The organism is Streptomyces glaucus (genome assembly GCF_039533365.1).
Classification (GTDB): Bacteria; Actinomycetota; Actinomycetes; order Streptomycetales; family Streptomycetaceae; genus Streptomyces; species Streptomyces glaucus.
In genome coordinates, this window is record NZ_BAAATK010000149.1 from 1 (window position 1) to 703 (window position 703).

General features: G+C 76.7%; 1 protein-coding gene. It reads right to left on the reverse strand.

Going from position 1 to position 703, the window contains the following annotated elements; all coding sequences use genetic code 11:
- The coding region (locus ABD363_RS32470) for an acyl carrier protein (protein ID WP_344610047.1) at window positions 1–703 on the reverse strand (703 nt) is incomplete at both ends.

Sequence of the window (703 nt, forward strand, 5' to 3'; positions counted from 1 at the left end):
CAGCTGCTCGGGGGTGTGCACCCCGCCGGGGAAGCGGCAGGCCATGCCGACCACGACGACCGGGTCGTCGGCGGTGTCGGCGGGTTCGGCGGCGGGCAGCGGGCCGTCCGGCTCGTCCTGGCTGCCGAGGAGTTCGGCGACCAGGTGTGCGGCGAGGGTGCTGGGCCGGGTGAAGTCGAACAGGAGGCTCGCGGGCAGGGCGAGGCCGGTGGCGCGGGCCAGCTGGTTGCGCAGTTCCATCGACGTCAGCGAGTCGAAGCCGAGGTCGTGGAAGGCCCGTTCGGCGTCGACGGCCTCGGGCCCTGCGTGGCCGAGGACGCCGGCGGCGTGCGTGCGGATCAGGTCGAGGAGGAGCGGGACCCGCTCGTCCTCCGGGGCGGCGTACACCTTGCGGCGCAGCACGGAGGCGGCGGACCGGGTGTCGTCGCGGAGGCGGCGGGCCTCGCTGCGGGCCTCCTCGGCGGCGGGCAGGGCGCTGAGCGCGGCGCACGGGCGGATGCTGAACAGCATCCGCAGGGTGTCCCGCTGCTGGAGGTCGGCGACGACGGTGACGGGGGCGGTGTCGGCGGCGAGTTCGGCGAGCACGCCGAGGGCGAGGCCGGGTTCGAGGGCGGTGGTGCCGGTCTCGCGCAGGGCGTCGGTGAGCGCGGTGGCCATGCCGCCGCCGTCCCAGGCGCCCCAGGCGATCGACGTGGCGGGCAGC